The organism is Methanobrevibacter sp. (assembly GCF_017427765.1).
GTDB lineage: Archaea > Methanobacteriota > Methanobacteria > Methanobacteriales > Methanobacteriaceae > Methanocatella.
Genome location: NZ_JAFRSC010000019.1, coordinates 34916 through 50445, shown reverse-complemented (window position 1 = coordinate 50445; position 15530 = coordinate 34916). Strand labels below are relative to the sequence as shown.

Sequence of the window (15530 nt, the reverse complement as noted above, 5' to 3'; positions counted from 1 at the left end):
TTTTAACATGATTTTTTATTTAATGTTATAATTATTAATTATTGATTGAATATAATGTATTTGAAGGTGAAAATGTGGAAAAGTTAATCGATCCATGGGCATCATTTAGCCTGGATTATGATAAATTGGTTAATCAGTTTGGAATTGGTAAAGTTTCAGATATAATTGATGAGATAAAAAATCCTCAAAGACTAATGCAGAGAGGAGTAATTTTCGGTCACAGGGAATTTAAAGAGATTAATAATTTAATCAACCAAAATAAAGATTTTGCAGTCGTGACTGGGATGATGCCAAGTGGCCAGATGCATATTGGTCATAAGATGGTCGTTGACCAGCTAATATGGTATCAACAGAAGGGTGCAATGCTATCTCTGCCGATTGCTGATTTGGAATCCTATGCCGCACGTGGAATGAGCTTTGAAAAAGGCCGTCAAATTGCTGTTGAGGAATATCTAACAAACTGGATTGCACTGGGACTTGACCTTGAAAAAGACAATGTCAATGTGTATCTTCAATCCCAAAATAAATTATTGCAGGATTTGGCATTTAAGGCATCCAGCAAAACCAATTTCAATCAGTTAAAGGCAATTTATGGTTTTACACCTTCAACTAATATAGCTCATATTCAGGCTCCATTAGTTCAGGTTGCAGATATTTTGCTTCCACAGATTGAGGAATTTGGAGGTCCTAAAAAGGTTGTTGTACCGGTAGGTATTGATCAGGACCCACATATCAGATTAACTAGAGATATTGCTCAAAAGCTTCATGAAGATTTAGGGTTTTTAACTCCTGCTTCAACATATCACAGATTTTTAACAGGATTGACTGGTGATAAAATGAGCAGTTCAAAACCTTCAACTGCAATTTATCTCAATGATGATCCAAAAGAAGCAGCCAAAAAAGTTAAAACTGCAAAAACAGGTGGAAGAGAAACTCTAAAAGAGCAAAAGGAATTAGGTGGAGAAGTAGATAAATGCGTAATTTATGAAATGCTGCTTTATCACTTAATTGATGATGATGAAGAACTCAAACAAATCAGAACTGACTGTTTAAACGGAACTTTACGCTGTGGAGACTGTAAGGTTAGAACCGCTGAGTTAATGCAGGAGTTCTTTGAAGATTTAAAAGACAAACAGATTGAAGCTCGTGAAATTGCAGAAACATTGATATAATGTTTGAAGAAATTAAATCGGCTTTCAGTGAAAATAAGATAGCTATTATTTGTTCAATAGCTATATTTTTCATTTCATTAATTTTAGGCTACATTTTACAACCTCAGTTATATGGTTTTTTTAATCCTCATGTGGAAGATTTAACCAATAAGGTTCAATCAGGTGTTATTCAACTTAAATTTGGAGATATATTTTTTAATAATATTAAAATTATATTTCAGATGTTTATATATGGCATTACATTTTGCTTTTCAGCTTTTCTATTGGCATTCAACGGATTTTTTGCAGGCTATTATGTGGCATGTTCGAATAACCTCCTGTATACTTTGCTTTTAATCATTCCTCATGCAATTTTTGAGTTTCCATCATGCATTTTAGCTTGTGCCGGAGGATTTGTTTTATTTAACTTTGTTTATAAATTTTTAAGGGCATTATGGAATCAGGATGAAGAATCTATTTTAAAATGTTTGTCCGGTTCATTTGAGGAGAGTTTCGATAAATTAAAACAGGCAATTATTCTATTTATAATAGCTTCAATATTGATGGTTATCGCTGGATTTGTTGAGGTCTATCTGACAATTCCAATAGCCAAATTTGTACTTTCGATTTTAAGTTAATCTTTATATATTAACAATTTGAAAAATATTAGTGTGATTTTATGATAAGATGTGTTTCATGTGGACAAGAATACGATGACGATGAAGTGATTTACACTTGTGAAAAGTGTGGTTCTGTACTTGAACTCGTTAACGAAATTGATGTTTCTAAAGATATATTTGATGGTAGAAAAGATAATTTATGGAAATTCAAAGAATGCATTCCAGTTGATGAAAGTAAAATTGTTTCCCTTGATGAAGGTGGAACTCCATTTTGCAAATGCGATAAATTAGGCGAAGAGCTTGGAGTTAATTTATATGTTAAAGTGGAAGGTTCCAATCCGACTGGCAGTTTTAAGGATAGGGGAATGACTGTTGGAATGACTAAAGCGATGGAATTGGGAGTTCACACAGTAGGTTGTGCTTCTACTGGTAATACTTCTGCGTCATTATCTGCTTATGCGGCACGTGCAGGATTACGTTGTATTGTATTTTTACCTTCCGGAAAAGTGGCTTTAGGAAAATTGGCTCAGGCAATGTTTCATGGTGCTGAAGTCATGTCAATCAACGGAAACTTTGATGAAGCTTTAGAGGCAATGACTGCTCTTGCTTTAGAAAAACATCTTTATTTATTAAATTCAATTAATCCTTACAGATTGGAAGGTCAAAAAACCATAGGTTATGAGATTGTTCGTGATTTGGGCTGGCAGGCACCTGACAGAATTATCTTGCCTGTCGGAAATGCAGGAAATATATCTGCTATTTGGAAAGGTGTTAAAGAGTTCTATGATGCTGGTTTTATTAAGGATTTACCGATGATGACTGGTATTCAGGCTGAAGGAGCATGTCCTGTTACTAATGCATTTAAGAAAGGGGATAAAAGAGTAGTTCCTGTTGAAAATCCGGAAACCATTGCTACTGCTATCCGTATTGGTGCTCCTGTAAGTGATATAAAAGCATTAAATGCTATTTATGATTCAAACGGATATTCAGAAACTGTAACTGATGAGGAAATTCTTGACGCTCAGAAGTTACTCGCAAGAACTGAAGGTATTGGTGTCGAACCGGCTTCAGCGGCCTCAATTGCAGGTCTTAAAAAACTTGTTGATGAAGGGGTTGTCGATAAAGGTGAAACAATAACCTGTGTGGTTACCGGACACTTGCTTAAAGATCCTAATACTGCTATTGATGCTTGTACCCAACCAACTCAGGTAGATGCAGACATTGATACTTTAAGAGAAATGCTCATGAACAAATAATGTTCCATTTTTTTTCTTATTTTTATTTTTTTTATTTCAATTTTGCTTTTTATTTCGAATGATTTCAAACTAAATTAACACTTTTTTTATTTAAAGTATTGTATGAAAAACATTTTCAAAGATAATACTTGCACCTTTTAGGTTATAACAATTTGCTTTATAGTGTTGAAATCTTTTAAATTTAACACTATTAAACCAATATATTTATATATAAGCAAATTAAAATTATTTATTAACAAAATAATGAGGTGAAATAATGAGTGAATTACCAATCGCACCTGTAGGCAGAATCTTAAAAAATGCTGGTGCACAAAGAGTAAGTGATGACGCAAAAATTGCATTAACCGAAGCTATCGAAGATTACGGTAACGAAATCGCTGGTAAAGCTGTAGGATTTGCACGTCACGCTGGTAGAAAAACTGTAAAAGCAGAAGATGTAAAATTAGCAATCAAATAGATTTGTTGATTTTTCATAGATAGTAATTTATTACTATCTCTTTTACACTTTTTAAAAATCTTTTTCTTATTTTAACTGATATATTACTTATTTTGACTCTATTTTTAAAAACATTTATATACTATGCTAACTAATTTATTATTGTCTAGTTCTCTAGAATTATTTCATTAATTACTAAATTTTTATTTTTAGTTTTGCTAAAAATTATATGAAATTCAGAAGTATTTGTATTGAAAGTCTAATCCCTCTTGTTTTTTTATTATGGGATTATATTTAGTGATATATGAATTATTCAAGAATTAGTATTATTAAAACTATATTAAATTATTCCTTATTTGAATAATTTGAGTAATTTCTATAGTTAAAAAATAATATAACTATATATAATTACATTATATTATGATTCAAAAGAATTATAATATCTGCCGATGGATGGCATAGCCAGATGAAAAAGGAGGTATATTTTATGGCAAACATTTATGTAAAATTTGACACACCTGAAGAATTAGCTAAACAAGCTGAAGAAGCATTAGAAACCGCACAAGCTACTGGTAAAGTAGCAAAAGGTACTAACGAAGTAACTAAATTCATCGAAAGAGGAGACGCAGCATTAGTTGTTATTGCAGAAGATGTTGATCCTGCTGAAATTGTTGCACACATTCCTGTTTTAGCTGATGAAAAAGAAATTCCTTACGTATACTTACCTACCAAAGAACAAGTTGGTGGAGCTGCTGGATTAACTGTTGGTACTGCTTCTGCATGTATTGTAGATGCTGGTGACGCTGAAGCTGCTGTTGCTGAAATCGTAGAAAAAGTTGCAGAATTAAAAGAATAGATAAATTCTTTTAATAGGATTTTTACGGTGATAAAATGGAAGAAGGAACTCCTGCTGAAGTCATTGAAGTTTTAAAAAGAACTGGTATGACTGGTGAGGTAATGCAAATTAAATGCAGAATCCTCGATGGTAGAGACAAAGGAAGAATTTTAACAAGAAACATTATGGGACCTGTAAGAGAAGGCGACATTTTAATGTTACTTGATACTATTAGAGAAGCTAAGGAAATTAAGACTCCATAAGAAGGTGTAACAACATGAGAACTTGTTCATTCTGTAATAAAGAAATTGAAGAAGGTACAGGAAAAATGTACGTTAAAAAAGATGGATCAATATATTTCTTTTGTAGCAGTAAATGTGAAAAAAATATGATTAAACTCGGAAGAGTTCCAAGAAAAGTTAAATGGGTTAAACAATGATTCAAAAAAGTTTTGTAATGATGAAACCAGACGCTGTTCAAAGACGTCTTATGGGTAAAATATTATCCCGTTTTGAAGAAAAAGGTCTTCAAATCGTTGCTTGTAAATTAATTCAAATTGATGAAGATTTAGCAAAAACTCATTATGGAGAACATGCTGAAAAACCATTTTTCCCAAGTTTAGTAGAATACATCACTTCATCCCCATCATTAGCTATGGTTATTGAAGGTGAAGAAGCTATTACTACTATTAGGAAATTAGTTGGTGCAACTAATCCTTTAGAAGCAGATCTTGGAACCATTAGAGGAGACTTTGGTATGGATACCGGTAGAAACATTATTCATGCTTCAGATGCTCCTGAATCTGCAGAAAGAGAAATTGCTCTTTTCTTTAACGAAGATGAAATTTGCGATTATAAAATCGTTGACAATGATTTAATTTACGAATAGATTTAAATTTTGAAATTTATTATAACAAAAAAGATACTATGAAAATCAGATCCCCGATTGTATCCGTTTTAGGTCATGTAGACCATGGTAAAACAACATTGTTAGATTACATTAGAGGCAGTACTATAGCGGATAGAGAAGCTGGAGGTATTACTCAACATATTGGTGCTACAGAAATACCTAACGATACTATTGAAGAAATCTGTGGAAATTTTATATCAAGATTAACCATTAAAGATTTGATACCTGGTTTATTCTTTATTGATACTCCTGGTCACGCTGCTTTTACCAGTTTAAGAAAACGTGGTGGAGCTTTGGCAGATTTGGCAGTACTGATTCTTGATATTAATGAGGGTTTCAAACCCCAAACCTATGAAGCTTTAAACATTCTTAAAATGTATAAAACTCCTTTTATAGTAGTAGCTAATAAAATCGACATGATTTTTGGTTGGGAAACTCATGAAGGTGTTTCATTTAAAGAATCTTTTGCACAACAAGCTCCAAGTGTTCAACAGGAAGTTGATTTAAAGATTTATGAGATTGTTGGTACACTTCACAAGGAAGGTTTCCAATCTGAAAGATTTGACCGTGTAAGTAATTTCGCTTCACAGATTACTATTATTCCTATTAGTGCAAAATCAGGTGAAGGGATTATTGAAGTTTTAGCAATGCTTTTAGGTTTGGCTCAAGAATATTTAACCGAACAGCTTGAGATTAATGAAGATGCTCCGGCTAAAGGTACTGTTTTAGAGATTAAAGAAGAAACAGGATTGGGTCTTACAATTGATAGTATTATTTATGATGGTGTTTTACGAACTAATGATGAGATTGCTTTAATGACTTCTTCAAATGAGGTGTTAACAACTAAGATTAGATCTATTTTAAGACCGCTTCCATTGGAAGAAATGAGGGATTCCAAAAAGAAATTCCAGAAATTCGATGAAGTTGTTGCTGCTGCAGGTATTAAGATTGCAGCTCCTAATTTAGATGATGTTGTTTCAGGTTCACCACTTAGAGTTTTAAGTGAAAATGAAAATGTTGAAGAGGAAATATTAAAAGAAATCGAAGATATTACAATATCTACTGAAGATGAAGGTATTTTAGTTAAAGCTGATACATTAGGTTCTCTTGAGGCTATTGTCAAGCTATTAAGAGAATTAGAGATACCTATTCGTGAAGCAAACATCGGTGATGTTAATCGTAGAGATATTATAAATTCATCTATTGCTTTAAATGAAAATGATACTCATGGTGCAATCATTGCATTTAATGTAGATGTTCATCCTAACTCTATGGAAGATCTTAATAATTCTGATGTTAAGCTCTTTAAAGGCGATGTAATTTATCAGATTATTGAAGATTATGAAGCTTGGATTGAAGAAATTGAACAGGCTAAAAAGAAAGCATTTTATGATGCAATTATTAAACCTGCAAAATTCATGGCTTTACCAAAACTTGTTTTCCGCCAAAGTAAACCGGCAATTGTTGGAATTGAATCAATCAGTGGTACAATCAAACAAGGTCAGACTTTAATTAATAAAAATGGCGAATATGTTGGGGTAATAGCCAGTATGGAAGATAAAGGCGAAACTTTACCTGATATTTCAAGAGGTCAAAGGGTCGCTATGGCAATCAAAGATGCTGTAGTTGGTAAACATTTCGATGAAGGGGATGAATTGTATATTGATGTGCCTGAAAAGCATTATAAGTTCATTGAAAGAGAATTTAAGGATAAATTGACTGAAGATGAATTTGAAACTTTATATGAATTTTTAGAGATTAAACGTAAACAAGATCCAGATTGGGGTAAATTTGGTCTTTTTGAATAATAAATAAGGGTTATAAAAATTAAGGAGGAATACCATGGCATTCAAAGTAGTTGTGTCTGAAAAAGCTGATTCTTATCAAGTTGAAGTCGATGAAACTAAAGCTTTTAACGGATTAGTTATCGGTGATGAATTTGATGGTGGGCTTGTTGGTTTAGACGGTTACACTTTAAAAATTACTGGTGGTAGTGATAAAAACGGTTTTACTATGAAAAAAGATGTTTCTGGTACCAGAAGAATCAAAAGTTTATTAACTGGTGGTATCGGTTATCATCCTAAAGCAGATGGTGTTAAAAGAAGAAAAACCGTAAGAGGAAACACTATTGCTGAAGATATTGTACAAATCAACACTGTAGTTACTAAAGCTGGAAGTAAATCAATAGCTGATATTCTTGGTGCTGGTGAAGAAGAGGAAGAATAGTTTAACTATTTTTCTTATTTACTTTTAAAGTTGAATTAAAATTATGAAAAAGGTGGTTATCTGTGAACGTACAGTCAGATGTTAACATAGGTTTAGTTGGTCATGTAGACCACGGTAAGACTACTCTTACCAAAGCATTATCAGGAATATGGACTGATACTCACAGTGAAGAAACAAAAAGAGGTATTTCAATTCGTTTAGGTTATGCAGACATTGAATTTAGAAAATGTCCTGAATGCGGAGAACCTGAATGTTACACTACTTCTGAAACTTGTGAAATCTGTGGGAGTGAAACTGAATTAATTAGGAAAGTATCTTTTGTTGATGCTCCAGGTCACGAAACTCTTATGGCAACTATGTTATCTGGTGCTGCAATTATGGATGGTGCAGTGTTAGTAATTGCTGCAAATGAGTCTTGTCCACAACCACAAACCAAAGAACATCTCATGGCACTTGATGTAATCGGTGTTAAGGATGTTATTGTAGTTCAAAATAAAATTGATATTGTTTCAAAAGAAAGAGCTATTGAAAGTTATAATGAAATTAAGGAATTTGTAAAAGGTACTTGTGCTGAAGATGCTTTAATAATACCAGTATCTGCTCAACAGGGTGCTAATGTAGACATATTAATTGAAGCAATGCTTAAACAAATTCAACCTCCGGAAAGAAATATTGATGACACTACATTAATGCATGTAGCAAGATCATTTGATATTAACAAACCGGGTTCAGGTGCTGATAAAATTAAAGGAGGAGTTATTGGTGGAACCTTAGTTCAAGGTACTTTCAAATTAGGTGATACTATTGAAATAAGACCTGGTCCTACTAATAATGGAGAAAGACTTACTTTAAAATCTGAAATTATCGGCCTTGAAGCAAATGGAGAACAAGTTGAAGAAATAGGTCCCGGCGGACTTGTAGGTATTGCAACCAAATTAGATCCATCTTTGACCAAATCTGATTCTTTATCCGGTACTGTGGCCGGTGAAGAAGGTACATTGCCTGAAGTATTGGATTCATTTAGTATGGAAGCTAATCTTTTAGACCGTGTTGTAGGTACTAAAGAAGAACGTGATGTCGCTCCAATTAAGATTAAAGAACCATTAATGATTAATTGTGGTACAACAACAACTATTGGTGTTGTCACATCAGCTAAGAAAAATGATGTTGATGTTACTCTTAAATTGCCTGTTTGTGCAAGCCCGGGTGATAGAGTTGCATTAAGCCGTAGGGTTGGTGCTCGTTGGAGATTGATTGGTTACGGTATTATTAAATAGAGGGCGAATAATGGACTCTAAAGAAGTTGTAATAGATACCAATTTTTTTATGGTTCCTTTTCAGTTCAATGTGGATATTATCACTGAACTTGAAAAATTATTACCTTCTTATAAATTAACTACTCCAAGCTTTGTTATCAATGAATTGAAGGGTTTGAAAAGAAATACTAAAGGAAAAACAAGGTTAAATGCAAATTTAGCTTTAAAATTAGCTAATTCTTCAAAAATTGAAATAAAGGATATTTCATTATTAGAAAATGAAACTGTGGATGATGCGTTACTTAGAGTTTCAGAAGTTTTAGCTACAAATGATATTGAATTGAAAAATCGTGCAAAAGACAGAGGAATAACTGTTGCATATTTGAGGCAAAAAAAATATATTGCTGTTGAAGGTAAAATATAATATTAATTAAACTTATTAATTAAATGAGGGATTATTTTGTATTATAAAACAAAAATTGAGGATACTGTAAGAATTCCACCTTACAAGTTTGAAAAACCTCTTAAAGAAGTTGCTATTGAAACTTTAAACGAAACTTACGAGGGTCGTTTAGATAAAAAATTAGGTTTGCTTATCTGCGTTAATGATATTGATGAAATCGGTGAAGGTAGACTCATAATGGGTGATGGAGCCGCATACCACAATGTTGTTTTTGAAGCAATTTTCTTCAAACCGGAACAACATGAAATTTTCGATGGTGAAGTAATCGATATTGTTGATTACGGTGCTTTTGTAAGAATTGGACCTATGGATGGTTTAATACATGTTTCTCAAGTAACTGATGATTACATTAGCTATGATGCTAAAAGAGGAGCATTACTCGCAAAAGAATCTAACAAGACATTGGATGAAGGTGACCTAGTTAGAGCTAGAGCAGTTAGCGTATCCATTAAAGATGAATCTACCAATAACATTGAAAATAACAGGAATTCTAAAATTCCACTTACAATGAGACAAACCAATTTAGGTAGATTTGAATGGATTGAAGAAGCCAAAGAAAAAAGTAAGAAGGGTCAAGCATGAAAGCATGTACAGTTTGTAAAATGATTTCAAGTAAAGATCATTGTCCAAGTTGCGGAAGCCCTACTTCTGATAATTGGAGTGGTCTTTTAATTATTACAGATCCGGAAGAATCTGAATTAGCCCGTGAATTAAATATTCAAATTCCCGGCGAATACTGTTTAAGAGTAAGATAGAGGTTTTATAGTGTTAAAATTAGATGCAGAATTAAACAAGGATATAATCATTGAGCTTAAAAAACCTTTAGGCAAGTTATATCCTAACTTCGAAGATGCTATTGATGATATAAAATCTTCTGAGTTTTTAATTTCTGTAGGTGATGAAACTTTCGCCAATCTTACCCAATATGAATTATATCCCAATATAGGTATAATTGATAATTTAATTCAAAGAAAAAATCATACTCATGATATTATACGTGCAAATCATATTTTAAAAGCAGAAAATCCCGCAGGGTATATTACAGATGATCTATGGGAAACCATAGGCCATGCTCTTGAATTATCTAACAGTGGCGAATGTTATGTAATTGAAGTAGCGGGGGAAGAAGATCTTGCAGTTCTTCCTTGCATCATCATGACAAATCCCGAAACTACAATCTTATACGGACAACCAAACGAAGGTTTAGTGCTTTTAAAAGCAGGTGATTTGAAAGATAAAGCTCAAAAGCTTATTGACGGATTTATTAAAGAATAAATTGAACTGAGGTTTAATCATGGAAATCGAATTTATTGAAGAAAAAGAAAATAAATTGTTTAACAGAAAAGAAATTAAATTTTATGTTGATTATGATGGTGAAGCAACTCCTAAAGTTTTAGACATCAAATCTAAATTAGTTGCTTTATTAAACACTAAAAAAGATTTAATCGTAGTCGACAACGTACATCCACACTACGGCGAACCTAAAGCATTAGGTTATGCTAAAGTATATGATACTGTAGATGACTTAAAATACATTGAAGCTGAACATGTTTTAGCTAAAAATGCAGAACCTGAAGAAGAACCTGCTGAAGAAGAAGCAGATGCAGAAGAATAGGTGATTTGTATGGTAAGAAAATCTGATTTATACAAAGTAGATGGAGACAAAATTGAAAGAACAAACCCAATTTGTCCTCGTTGTGGTGAAGGTGTATTCATGGCTGACCATGGTGACAGATTTGCCTGTGGTAAATGCGGATACACTGAAATGAAAAAATAAGATTTTTTTAAATCTTAATTTCTTTTTTTATTATTTTTAACGTGAATTATTTTTAAGAAGGGATTTCTTTGGATAATATTAGAAATGGTCGTTTTAAGACCGGAATGACTGATGAAGCAGCTGAATATACTTCATCACTTGAAGCTGACATGCTTCTTTTCGAAGCAGATATTAAAACTAATTTTGCACATACCTCCATGCTGAAACATGAAGGAATCATTGATGAAGAAATTGCTGATAAAATTTTATGTGCTCTTGACAGTCTTAAAGAAGAAGGTTATGAAGCTTTAGTTTTTGATGCAACTATTGAAGACGTTCACATGGCAATCGAAAATTATGTAACTTCAAAAATTGGTCCTGAAGCAGGTTTTATGCATACTGCAAAATCACGTAATGACCAGGTTGCATGTGATGTTAGATTAGTTTTAAGGGAAATGATTGAAGAGATTCAGATTGGTATTTTGGAGTTTATGGAAGGTTTAGTTGAAATGGCTGGAGAACATCTGGAAGATGTCTTCATAGGATTTACACATTTGCAGCACGCCCAACCAATTACTATTGCTCATCATCTGATGGCTCATGTACAGGCTCTTAAAAGGGACTACGAACGTTTGGCCGATACATATAAACGTGTAAATTTAAATCCATTGGGTTCAGCCGCAATGGCAACCACAAGTTTTCCAATCAACAGGCAATTAACTACTGATTTGTTAGGTTTTGACGCATATCTGGAAAATTCAATGGATGGTGTTTCAGCAAGAGATTTTATTTCTGAAACAGTTTTTGATTTAGTGGCATTATCTTCAACACTGGCTAAAATCTGTGAAGAACTGGTCTTGTGGAGTACTTATGAGTTTGGCGTTATTGAAATGGCCGATGAATATTCATCAACTTCTTCTATTATGCCTCAAAAGAAAAACCCTGATGTGGCCGAGCTTGCAAGAGGTAAAACAAGTATCGCTACAGGTGAACTGATTACTATTTTAACAATCCTGAAAGCTATTCCATACACATACAATAGGGATTTACAGGAAATAACTCCTCATTTATGGAATGCTGTTAAAGTAACTAGGGAAACATTATCAATTGTTACAAAAATGATGCTGTCAGTTGAATTTAAAGTTGACAGATGTGCAGAGCTTGCGGGTAAAAACTTTGCAACAGCAACCGATTTGGCAGACATTATGGTTCGTGAAAAACAGATTCCATTTAGAACAGCTCATAAAATCGTCGGAAGGATTGTCAATGAGGCAACTGCAAACAGCATGGCAGAAGAGGACATTACCTCCAAATTCATTGATGATATAGCAGTGGAACTGGGTTTTGATGAATTAAATTTATCTGATGATTTGATTCAAAAAGCTTTAAGTCCTGCTGAAAATGTTAGAATTAGGGCTGTTCCGGGCGGTCCTGCACCTGAAATGGTTGAAATTGCTCGTGATAATATTAAAGAGTTCTTGAATGAAGAATTCGAAAAGAAAGGAATTTAAATATTCCTTATATTTTTTTCTTCAAAATTTTATTTAGGTATACCTAAACTTTATATACTTTTAAAACAAATATTATATTGCGGAAATAATCTTTTGATTATTGAAGCATGATTGGCATGAGATATTATAGGAAACTTATTAAATAATTGTTCCTCAATGAATTCAATAAGTAATGCTCAGCTCCTATTGTATATCTCAAGTCCAATCCTTAACTTCTTTTAGTAAAAAAGTTAATATAAACTATTTTGTCTTGTAGAAACTCCAAATCAAATCAAGTGCTTCACCAGGTTCAAGTGCACCTGAACGGGTTTCTCGCAATATTCTTTGTATTGAAAATTTCTTCATATGAGGGAATTTTCTGTGAACTTCATAAAGTAGCGGACAACCAAATCCTTTGAATGTCTGCAAATCATAGTTTGCAATCAATGATTTTATCTCTTGTTTGCCGACACTTAAACTTGCCGGAAGGTTCAGTCGATATAATGAATCGTCCTGTAAATTTATGCATTGACTGCCGGTTGCAAGCATATCACCAAAGACAATTATGGGTATTTCGTTGTCTTTTGCATATTGCTTTACCAGTTGGGAAGTATTTTTGGAACATCTTCCGCATGGATGAACATTTCCTGTAAATGATTCGCTTACAATATCTGAATAGTCGGTTTTGATGTATTCATGATTTACATCTAATGATTCGGTTATGAGTCTGATATTTTTCTTAAACTGATTTGGAAGGATTATTGTTCCTGGATCAATGGTTACGGCAATTGGATTAAACCCTAATTTTTTTGCCAAAATTAAAGAAAAGCTACTGTCAACTCCTCCTGAAAGGGCAACAACTGCTTCTGTATTTTCGGATTCTTCAAATTCATTTTCACTAAAGTAGTTGTCAAAGTTAAAACTGTAAATATTATCTAATTTGTTTTCAATTATTTTTTCTAAGTTTTTTATACCGACAAAATCCAAATTTAGATTGGAAACGGTTTTTTTAGACAGTCTTAATTTATATTCCTTGTTTAAAAAGTCACCATATGATTCGACATGGATGCTGTCAAGATTTAATTTTTCTTTGAGTTTGCCGACTACCCAACCTCCTTTTCCGATAATTGCGGATTTATCCGGCCGGTCTTCTGTAATGATCCATAACTCATTTTTTTCAAAATAAATATTTTCAATAGAAATATTTACTTTTTCATGGCCAATTTCATCTCTTATGGCATTAACCTCATCCAGAATGAATTCTTTAGTAAACATCTAACTCATATCTTTTGTAATTGAAATACTTTCACGTGAATATTTTGCATTATCTTCGATAATCTCTAAGGCTACTTTTTCAACAGATGCGGATGTGGTAATGTATCCTTTAGGTGTTTCACCTTTTTGTGTGATTACATATTCGTTTTCATCTCCAGGAATCAGATAGCCGCATCTAAGTATTGTGTAGTCCAAATCACTTTCTTCAATAATATCAACGGCATTTCTGTTTGGAATCTGCTCCTTTTCGTTATCCACGTTATATTCTCCGCCATTGTCTTCGGCAAGTTCATTGTAAATCCCGACAACAGTCATATAAACTAATCTTTTAACATTTAATTCTGCGAGATTACGTGCAATAACTGCCTGATCGGGACCTGAAACTGCACAATAAATTAAATCATGTCCTTCCAGAGCTTTTTCGAGGTCTTTTTTGTTGGTTGCATCAAGGCTTTTTGCCTGGACTCTATGACTGTTTTCGTAAATGTTTTGAGCTGATTTTGAGATTACTGTAAGCTGATAATTTGGGTTTGTAAGTAATTTGGCTGTAAATAATCTTCCGAAATTTCCCGTTGCTCCTATAATTGCAATATTCATTATTTCACCTTTAAGTATTATTTTTAAATTTTTTAGTATAAATATTAGTAATTGTTTAATCAAATATTATAATTGAGGTAGCTTATGAAATACAGAAAATTAGGTAACACGGGAATTGAAGTATCTGAAATAGCTTTCGGTGCTGAATTTTTAGTGGAAAGACCATATGAGGACACTCATGAATTAATAAAAGCATGCGAAGAAAATGGAATTAACTTCGTGGACTGCTGGATGAGTGAACCGGATGTTCGTTCACATTTGGGACGTGCAATCAAGGATAATCGTGAAAATTGGGTTATTCAGGGACATATTGGGTCAACATGGCAAAATGAACAGTATGTGAGAACCCGTGAAATGGATAAGGTCATTCCTGCTTTTGAAGACTTTATGGAAAGATTTCAAATTGACACTCTTGATTTTGGTATGATTCACTACGTTGACCAGCTGGATGATTATAATGAAATCATGAACGGACCGTTCATCGAATATGTCAGAAAACTCAAAGATGAGGGAACAATTTCACATATCGGATTAAGTACTCACAATCCTGACATTGGTCTTCTGGCTGCAAAAAATCCTGAAATTGAACTTTTGATGTTTTCAATCAATCCTGCATTTGACATGTTCGGCGCAATGGATGATATTGAAGAATATAGGCGTGAAGATGCATATGATAAGGAATTTTCAAGTTTAAATCCTAAAAGGGCAGAACTGTATAGTTTATGTGCTGAAAACGGCACTGCATTAACAGTCATGAAAGGATTTGCAGGAGGTAATTTATTATCTGATGAGACTTCACCGTTTGGTGTTGCTTTGACTCCGATTCAATGTATCCATTATGCACTGGAACAGAAAGGAGTATCAAGCATTTTTGTTGGTGTAAAAACCGTTGATGAATTATTGGAATCCCTAAAATACTGTGATGCCGGCGAATCTGAAAAGGATTATTCCAAAACATTAAAAAATGCTCCTAAACATTCATTTAAAGGCCAATGCACATATTGCGGTCATTGTCAGCCATGCAGTTCTGGAATTGATATAGCAATGGTAAATAAATTATTTGACCTTGCAAAAAATCATGATGAGGTTCCTGCAAGTGTACAGGAGCATTACAATAACCTGAAATATAATGCAACTGACTGCATTGCTTGTGGTGACTGTGAGCTTAGATGTCCGTTTGAGGTTCATATTGTGGATGTAATGCTTGACGCGCAGGATTTATTTGGATTTTAAATATTATAATTTATAAAAATATTGGTG

At 33.2% G+C, this 15530-nt stretch carries 21 protein-coding genes; 19 read left to right on the top strand and 2 right to left on the bottom strand.

Annotation, left to right across the window (positions count from 1 at the left end):
• Nucleotides 1-74 precede the first annotated feature (74 nt).
• The 18 genes from IJL02_RS05050 to argH all read left to right on the top strand — a co-directional run bounded on the left by IJL02_RS05050 (nucleotide 75) and on the right by argH (nucleotide 12419).
• Entirely contained in the window at nucleotides 75-1172 is a 1098-nt protein-coding gene (locus tag IJL02_RS05050; RefSeq protein WP_292811735.1) for a tryptophan--tRNA ligase, read from the top strand.
• Nucleotides 1172-1789 carry a stage II sporulation protein M gene (locus tag IJL02_RS05045; RefSeq protein ID WP_292811728.1) on the top strand — a complete coding sequence of 206 codons (618 nt, stop codon included), beginning with the start codon at nucleotides 1172-1174 and terminating at the stop codon, nucleotides 1787-1789. Before IJL02_RS05050 ends, IJL02_RS05045 begins: the two co-directional genes overlap by 1 nt.
• A 41-nt stretch (nucleotides 1790-1830) precedes the next feature.
• On the top strand, nucleotides 1831-3027 hold the full coding sequence (gene thrC, locus IJL02_RS05040; protein ID WP_292811720.1) for a threonine synthase: 1197 nt from the start codon (nucleotides 1831-1833) through the stop codon (nucleotides 3025-3027).
• Nucleotides 3028-3283: 256 nt separating this feature from the next.
• Nucleotides 3284-3484: a histone family protein gene (locus tag IJL02_RS05035; protein WP_292811708.1), complete on the top strand. Its 201-nt coding sequence runs from the start codon at nucleotides 3284-3286 to the stop codon at nucleotides 3482-3484.
• A gap of 466 nt (nucleotides 3485-3950) precedes the next feature.
• On the top strand, nucleotides 3951-4319 hold the full coding sequence (rpl7ae, locus tag IJL02_RS05030) for a 50S ribosomal protein L7Ae (RefSeq protein WP_292747298.1): 369 nt from the start codon (nucleotides 3951-3953) through the stop codon (nucleotides 4317-4319).
• Between the two features lie 35 nt (nucleotides 4320-4354).
• Nucleotides 4355-4561 carry a 30S ribosomal protein S28e gene (locus IJL02_RS05025; RefSeq protein WP_116669816.1) on the top strand — a complete coding sequence of 69 codons (207 nt, stop codon included), beginning with the start codon at nucleotides 4355-4357 and terminating at the stop codon, nucleotides 4559-4561.
• 14 nt (nucleotides 4562-4575) lie between these two features.
• Entirely contained in the window at nucleotides 4576-4737 is a 162-nt protein-coding gene (locus IJL02_RS05020; protein WP_292811693.1) for a 50S ribosomal protein L24e, read from the top strand.
• A complete protein-coding gene (ndk, locus tag IJL02_RS05015; protein ID WP_292747301.1) occupies nucleotides 4734-5186 on the top strand; it encodes a nucleoside-diphosphate kinase in 453 nt (150 codons plus the stop codon). The genes IJL02_RS05020 and ndk overlap by 4 nt, the downstream gene beginning before the upstream one ends.
• Before the next feature lie 38 nt (nucleotides 5187-5224).
• On the top strand, nucleotides 5225-7015 hold the full coding sequence (infB, locus tag IJL02_RS05010) for a translation initiation factor IF-2 (protein ID WP_292811683.1): 1791 nt from the start codon (nucleotides 5225-5227) through the stop codon (nucleotides 7013-7015).
• 34 nt (nucleotides 7016-7049) lie between these two features.
• Nucleotides 7050-7433, top strand: a complete 384-nt coding sequence (locus tag IJL02_RS05005) for a 30S ribosomal protein S6e (protein WP_292811674.1) — start codon at nucleotides 7050-7052, stop codon at nucleotides 7431-7433.
• A gap of 62 nt (nucleotides 7434-7495) precedes the next feature.
• The gene (locus IJL02_RS05000; RefSeq protein ID WP_292811664.1) at nucleotides 7496-8710 is read left to right on the top strand and encodes a translation initiation factor IF-2 subunit gamma; all 1215 of its coding nucleotides are present in this window, start codon (nucleotides 7496-7498) and stop codon (nucleotides 8708-8710) included.
• Between the two features lie 10 nt (nucleotides 8711-8720).
• Nucleotides 8721-9113, top strand: a complete 393-nt coding sequence (locus tag IJL02_RS04995) for a PIN domain-containing protein (protein ID WP_292812113.1) — start codon at nucleotides 8721-8723, stop codon at nucleotides 9111-9113.
• Between the two features lie 36 nt (nucleotides 9114-9149).
• Nucleotides 9150-9734 (top strand): DNA-directed RNA polymerase, encoded by a 585-nt coding sequence (locus IJL02_RS04990; RefSeq protein WP_292811655.1) that lies wholly within the window; start codon nucleotides 9150-9152, stop codon nucleotides 9732-9734.
• Nucleotides 9731-9907: a transcription elongation factor subunit Spt4 gene (gene spt4, locus IJL02_RS04985; protein ID WP_292811639.1), complete on the top strand. Its 177-nt coding sequence runs from the start codon at nucleotides 9731-9733 to the stop codon at nucleotides 9905-9907. The genes IJL02_RS04990 and spt4 overlap by 4 nt, the downstream gene beginning before the upstream one ends.
• A 10-nt stretch (nucleotides 9908-9917) precedes the next feature.
• A complete protein-coding gene (locus IJL02_RS04980; protein ID WP_292811622.1) occupies nucleotides 9918-10427 on the top strand; it encodes a GTP-dependent dephospho-CoA kinase family protein in 510 nt (169 codons plus the stop codon).
• Between the two features lie 19 nt (nucleotides 10428-10446).
• Nucleotides 10447-10767, top strand: coding sequence for a 30S ribosomal protein S24e (locus tag IJL02_RS04975; protein ID WP_292811610.1), 321 nt, complete (start codon nucleotides 10447-10449; stop codon nucleotides 10765-10767).
• A gap of 9 nt (nucleotides 10768-10776) precedes the next feature.
• Nucleotides 10777-10929, top strand: coding sequence for a 30S ribosomal protein S27ae (locus IJL02_RS04970; protein WP_292811601.1), 153 nt, complete (start codon nucleotides 10777-10779; stop codon nucleotides 10927-10929).
• Nucleotides 10930-10997: 68 nt separating this feature from the next.
• Nucleotides 10998-12419, top strand: a complete 1422-nt coding sequence (argH, locus tag IJL02_RS04965; RefSeq protein ID WP_292811594.1) for an argininosuccinate lyase — start codon at nucleotides 10998-11000, stop codon at nucleotides 12417-12419.
• 240 nt (nucleotides 12420-12659) lie between these two features.
• Here argH and IJL02_RS04960 read toward each other — a convergent pair whose 3' ends face one another.
• Both IJL02_RS04960 and IJL02_RS04955 read right to left on the bottom strand, forming a co-directional pair.
• A complete protein-coding gene (locus tag IJL02_RS04960; protein WP_292811583.1) occupies nucleotides 12660-13673 on the bottom strand; it encodes a 7-cyano-7-deazaguanine synthase in 1014 nt (337 codons plus the stop codon).
• A complete protein-coding gene (locus tag IJL02_RS04955; RefSeq protein WP_292811571.1) occupies nucleotides 13674-14270 on the bottom strand; it encodes an NAD(P)H-binding protein in 597 nt (198 codons plus the stop codon). It abuts the gene before it with no gap.
• A gap of 84 nt (nucleotides 14271-14354) precedes the next feature.
• Between IJL02_RS04955 and IJL02_RS04950 the strand changes: the two genes are divergently transcribed.
• A complete protein-coding gene (locus tag IJL02_RS04950; protein ID WP_292811562.1) occupies nucleotides 14355-15503 on the top strand; it encodes an aldo/keto reductase in 1149 nt (382 codons plus the stop codon).
• Nucleotides 15504-15530: the final 27 nt, after the last annotated feature.